The organism is Marinimicrobium sp. UBA4509, assembly GCF_002388575.1.
In the GTDB taxonomy this organism is placed as follows: Bacteria; Pseudomonadota; Gammaproteobacteria; order Pseudomonadales; family Cellvibrionaceae; genus Marinimicrobium; species Marinimicrobium koreense.
Map to the genome: position 1 here is coordinate 39,305 of NZ_DGMV01000064.1, position 4,275 is coordinate 43,579.

A 4,275-nucleotide genomic window follows, 5' to 3' on the forward strand; every position below is an offset into this window, starting at 1 on the left:
AGGCCGCATCCGCCGTCACCCAAATTTAACGCCGCGGAAACACCCGCAACAACACCAATACTATCCCGCACAATATGGCCACCGGCCAGCTCCCCCACCCCATAAACGGCGTTATGCCGCTTCGGGGTTGCACACTGCCCTCGAGATTCGTCTGCACAAACTGCTCGGCCCGCTTTTCAATCTGACCTTTATGACCCACAAAGGCGCTGACTCCATTATTGGTGGCCCGAATCATCGGCCGCCCGGTTTCCAATGCTCGCATACGGGCCATCTGCATATGCTGCAGCGGGCCGATGGAGTCGGCAAACCAGCCGTCATTACTGATGGTAAGCAGCACCTGCCGATCCCGCGCACTGCGGGCCACCAGGTCCGGGTACACGACTTCATAACAGACAGACGCGGAGATTCCCACATCGCCAATCTGCAATCCGCTTTGCTCCCAGGGGCCGCGGCTGATGATGGAGGTGGGCAGGTCAAAGAAGTCGATCAGCCCGCGCAACCAATCCTCCAGCGGCACGTATTCCCCAAAGGGCACGAGGCGGCGCTTGTGGTAGATCCCCAGCGCCGGGCCGAGCCCGACCACGCTGTTGTAGTACTCCCCTTTGCGTCGCTCATCGAAAATGATCCCGGTGATAAAGCCGGTCTCGGTCTCCTCCGCGCGTACATTGAGCGTTTCCAGATAGGGCAGCATCTGGTGGTACACCCTGGGAATGGCCGCTTCGGGCCAGATCAGCCAGTCGTTGTCCCAGAGGTCTTCGCTCAGGCCATCGAGCCGCTTCAGAGTGGGCTCAAAAAATGTCGGGTCCCACTTACGGTCCTGGGGAATGTTGGGCTGGATCATACCGACGGTGACCGGCTCTCCCTGAGGCTGGGTCCATTCAATCTGGTTCAGCCCCCAACCGATGGGCCAAAGGCCAAACACCAGAAGAGTGGCCGCGATTTGAATGCGCGGGCGGGATGGGCGAAGGAGCCATTGGGCGATGATGCTGGCGGTCAACAACAGGATCAGGCTCAGCCCCAGCACCCCGGTTACCGGCGCCCAACCGGCCAACCAGGTATCCAGATGACCGTAGCCGAGGTACAGCCAGGGAAAGCCGGTCAGCAGCCAGCCGCGCAGCCACTCACCCAACAGGTAGAGCGCGGCGAAGGCGAGCAGGGGGCCAAGTGGGTGCTGGCTGAACCAGCGGCCATAGAGGTAAAACGGCAGGCTGAACACCAGGGCGACAAACAGCACAAACAGCCCGGTCATGACCGCCGCTAGTGGGGCCGAGGCATTGCCGAAGCTGTGGATGCTGATAAAAATCCAGGACACCCCAACCCCGTAGAGGCCGATGCCGAATCCCCAGGCGCGCCACCAGGCGGTGCGACCACTCTGTTGATCCAACAAAAGGGCGAACGCCACCAGGCCGAGTAGCGCCAGTGGCCAAAGGTCAAACGGGGCAAAGCTCAGGGGGACCAGACCGCCGGCGGCCGCACACAGCAGCCAGGCGGCCCAGCCCGGTAGGCGCGCCAGCGCCGCTCGCAGTTCGGTCATGGGGTTATTCGATCAGGGTCAGCCGCACCAGATGGATCTGGCGGTTGTCCGCGTACAGTACCCGGAACTGGAAGTTGTCGATGGTGGCGACTTCGTTGCGCTTGGGCAGGTGTCCGAACTCCTGCATCAGAATGCCGCCGATGGTGTCGAAGTCTTCTTCGCTCAGGCCGGCATCGAAGTAGTCGTTAAAGTCGTCGATGGGGGTCAGGGCCTTGACGATAAAGTCGGTATCGCTGACCCGCTTGATGAACTCGTCGCTGACCTCTTCGTCGGTTTCGTCTTCGATGTCGCCGACGATCTCCTCAAGAATGTCTTCAATGGTCAGCAGCCCGGCGATACCGCCGTATTCATCGATGACCAGGGCCATGTGGTAGCGCTTTTCCCGGAATTCCCGCAGCAGGACGTTCACCCGCTTACTTTCGGGAATGATGTTGGCCGGGCGCAGGATCGACTCCAGACTGAAGTCGGTGTTCTCTTCGAGCATCATGCGCAGCAGGTCTTTGGCCAGCAGGATGCCTTTGATGTCATCAAAGCTCTCGCCAATCACCGGGAAGCGGGAGTGGCCGGACTCGATGATTTTGGGCAGAAACTCTTTGGGGGTTTCGTCGATACGGATGGCGACAATCTGGGAGCGGGGAATCATCAGTTCCCGCGCCTGAAGGAGCGAGACGTCCAGGGCCCCCTCGATGATACTCAGTGCCTCCTGGTCGAGCAGTTTGTTGTTGGCGGCTTCTTTGATGATTTCCAGCAGTTCCTCGCGGGACTGCGGCTCACCGTTGAAGGCCTGCATCAACTTGTGCAACCAGGACCGGTCGGCGCGTTCGGTCTTGTCCGATCGGTCGGTTTTATCGGCTTTATCGGAGTAGCGGGTCTGAAGGCTGCTACTCGGAGGGTCATCGTTCATGGGTTTGAATCTGTCCTGTTGGTTGGCTTGCGCCGGGTATCGGGGCCTCGTCGTAAGGCGACGGGTAGTGTAACCGAGTCAGAATCCGGGTTTCCAGGCTTTCCATCTGGTCGGCTTCCTCCGGATCAATATGGTCATAACCTAGCAAATGCAAGGTCCCGTGCACAAGCATGTGAGCCCAGTGGGCCTCGGGGCTTTTGCCCTGCTCCTTTGCTTCCCGCGCCACCACCGGGGCGCAGACTACCAGATCGCCAAGCAAGGGCAGTTCCAGCTCGGCAGGCAGGTCGGCCGGAAAGGACAAAACGTTGGTCGGTTTGTCCTTGCCCCGATAGCGGTGGTTGAGGGCCTGGCTTTCGGCCTCGTCGACGATACAGACGCTGACCTCGGCATCGGGCTGATGGGCGCCCGCCTCAAGGGCTGCGCCAATCCAGCGTTCGATCAGCTCGGAAGAGGGGAGGCCGTCGTCCTCGGAGGCGACAGCGATATCGATGGTCAGGGGCACGTCAGTCGTCCGGGTGGCTCTCGTCGAAGGCGTCGTAGGCTTCCACGATGCGCTGCACCAGCGGGTGGCGCACCACGTCCTTGGCGGTAAAGTGGGTGAAGCTGATGCCATTGACGTTCGACAGCACCTCAATGGCGTGCCGCAGCCCGGATTTCTGGCCTTTGGGCAGGTCGATCTGGCTGGGGTCGCCGGTGATGACGGCGGTGGAGCCAAAGCCGATCCGGGTCAGAAACATTTTCATCTGTTCCCGGGTGGTGTTTTGGCTTTCGTCCAGAATCACAAAGGCGTTGCTCAGGGTGCGACCGCGCATGTAGGCCAGTGGGGCCACTTCGATCACGTTGCGCTCGATCAGTTTACCGACGGTTTCAAAGCCCAGCATTTCAAACAGGGCGTCGTACAACGGCCGCAGGTAGGGGTCCACCTTCTGGGCCAGGTCACCGGGCAGAAAGCCCAGCTTCTCGCCGGCTTCCACCGCCGGGCGTACCAGCAGAATCCGCTCGACTTCGTCTTTGAGCAGGGCTTCCACCGCGCAGGCGACCGCCAGGTAGGTTTTCCCGGTACCGGCCGGGCCCGTGCCGAAGTTGATGTCGTTGGCCTGGATGGCTTTCACATAGCGCTGCTGATTGCCGCCCCGGGGCTTGATGGTGCACTTCTTGGTGCGAATCAGCGTCATGCCGCCGGAGGCCTGATCGCCACCGGTACCGGATTCGGCGGCACCCTCGTCGGTCACGCGGTCATTCAGTTGGTCCATAAGCTCCTCGATACCGGAGGTTTGCAGGGCAAGGTGAATTTCGTCAGGGGTGAGCTCCGCCGTGTTGGTTTCGCGGTAGAGGCTCTTGAGCAGCTCAGCGGCGGTCTCGGTGGTCTGGGCATCACCGGTCAGCGCGAACTGGTTGCCGCGGTTGCGAATCTGGATATTGAGGCGCTCTTCGATCTGGCGCAGGTGCTGGTCGAACTGACCACAGAGGCTGGCGAGACGGCGGTTGTCGTCGGGTTCCAGGGTCACCCGATGGGTGACAGCGTCGGGGCTGGTTACTGCGTGACTATTCAATGAGGTGTCGTTCTCCTGTTTATGGACTTACTTTAAGCCTAAACCATAAAAATGATGGCGAAAAGGCAAATCTTCGGCCGTTTGTTTCTTAGCCCGGGTGGTTTTGCGAACCCTGGGTTATAAGAGGCTCTTGTGGTTATCTGAGCGTCCGGTCCGGGAAGGGGAAGGCCGTTCAAGACACGCCGTAAATACGGTCCTCTTCGCGCTCCCGGCGCTTCGGGACACTTCCCACATCCATGTGGGGCGTCCACGCAGGCTCGAATCGCGGGTCCCCCGCTCCACGG

Annotated in this window: 4 protein-coding genes; all 4 read right to left on the minus strand. The window is 60.7% G+C overall.

Going from position 1 to position 4,275, the window contains the following annotated elements; genetic code table 11:
- Positions 1-25: 25 nt before the first annotated feature.
- From lnt to B3520_RS12765, 4 genes are read right to left on the minus strand one after another with little or no spacing between them, the layout of a single operon-like run.
- The gene (gene lnt / locus B3520_RS12750) at positions 26-1,534 is read right to left on the minus strand and encodes an apolipoprotein N-acyltransferase (RefSeq protein ID WP_286876195.1); all 1,509 of its coding nucleotides are present in this window, start codon (positions 1,532-1,534) and stop codon (positions 26-28) included.
- Between the two features lie 4 nt (positions 1,535-1,538).
- Positions 1,539-2,438, minus strand: coding sequence for an HlyC/CorC family transporter (locus B3520_RS12755; protein WP_024460706.1), 900 nt, complete (start codon positions 2,436-2,438; stop codon positions 1,539-1,541).
- On the minus strand, positions 2,428-2,940 hold the full coding sequence (gene ybeY, locus B3520_RS12760) for an rRNA maturation RNase YbeY (RefSeq protein WP_286805114.1): 513 nt from the start codon (positions 2,938-2,940) through the stop codon (positions 2,428-2,430). Before ybeY ends, B3520_RS12755 begins: the two co-directional genes overlap by 11 nt.
- A gap of 1 nt (position 2,941) precedes the next feature.
- A complete protein-coding gene (locus B3520_RS12765; protein ID WP_286805112.1) occupies positions 2,942-3,991 on the minus strand; it encodes a PhoH family protein in 1,050 nt (349 codons plus the stop codon).
- Positions 3,992-4,275 lie beyond the last annotated feature (284 nt).

What these genes read in the sequence shown, in the direction of transcription:
- lnt (WP_286876195.1), bottom strand. Translation starts at nt 1,534, where the DNA reads ATGACCGAACTGCGAGCGGCGCTGGCGCGCCTACCGGGCTGGGCCGCC.
- B3520_RS12755 (WP_024460706.1), bottom strand. Translation starts at nt 2,438, where the DNA reads ATGAACGATGACCCTCCGAGTAGCAGCCTTCAGACCCGCTACTCCGAT.